The organism is Phyllobacterium sp. P5_D12, from assembly GCF_054049495.1.
In genome coordinates this window covers 1-855 of sequence record NZ_JBFUMG010001039.1, presented here as the reverse complement: position 1 = coordinate 855, position 855 = coordinate 1, and the positions used below count along the sequence as shown (strand labels likewise).

Here is an 855-nt window from a genome sequence, read left to right as displayed (position 1 = left end):
GCCTTGATCCGGCGCTACCATGTTATTCCATCAGTGAAAGACCYGGCCGTGTTGCCGTAATTTTGGAGACCATTGTGATCCGATTTATGTTCAGGCTTCTCGCCTATATCGCTTTGAGCCTGGCTATCATCGCCGCTGTTCTCGATGCAGCACGTTCCGTTGGGGCATCGCAATTGACCATGACATCGTTGCAGGAAAGCTGGCAGTCTATTTCCGCCTCCTCGCTCGCCCTCGCCGAAACAAGCATCAAAACCCACATATACCCTATATTATGGGACCCTTTGATGCTTTGGATTCTTGAGGCGCCAACCTTCGTTATTTTCGCGCTGCTCGCATTTCTGCTCTATGCGATGGGTTATAAACGCGAGAACAGGGCCGGTCGTTTCGCCGCCCGTTGAGCATCCGATGCCGGTAGCCCGTATTTCCCGTCCCTGCTAGATGCGAGAACGGTCTAACAGACTGACTTGATTGTATTTTTGGAGGATCTTTGACCAAGAGGCAAAATTCCGCGTGAATTTTGCGTCTTGGCATGCAAGATTGCTTCCGGGGCGGCTGGGGAGTGACCATCCGCAACGATTTTAAGGTTCGACAGAAGTTGAATCTGCTCAACAAAATCCAGAGGGTTGGTATCAAATGAAGCGTATTGTTCTTGGTCTCCTGGCTGCCACAGCAATGTCCGTCTCGGCCTTTGCTGCGGATGACAAGCCGGCCGTCATTTACGATCTTGGCGGAAAATTCGACAAATCCTTCAACGAAGCCGCGTTCAATGGCGCTGAAAAATATACGGCCGACTCCGGTGTCAAATATCGCGAGTTCGAAATCCAGAACGAGGCGCAGCGCGAACAGGCTTTGCGC

At 51.8% G+C, this 855-nt stretch carries 1 protein-coding gene and 1 pseudogene; both read left to right on the top strand.

What is annotated here, in order from left to right:
* Nucleotides 1-74 precede the first annotated feature (74 nt).
* Nucleotides 75-398, top strand: coding sequence for a hypothetical protein (locus tag ACXJ5O_RS28530; protein WP_457302847.1), 324 nt, complete (start codon nt 75-77; stop codon nt 396-398).
* A 235-nt stretch (nt 399-633) separates the two neighbouring features.
* Nucleotides 634-855, top strand: a pseudogene (locus tag ACXJ5O_RS28525) (BMP family ABC transporter substrate-binding protein); the annotation flags it as partial.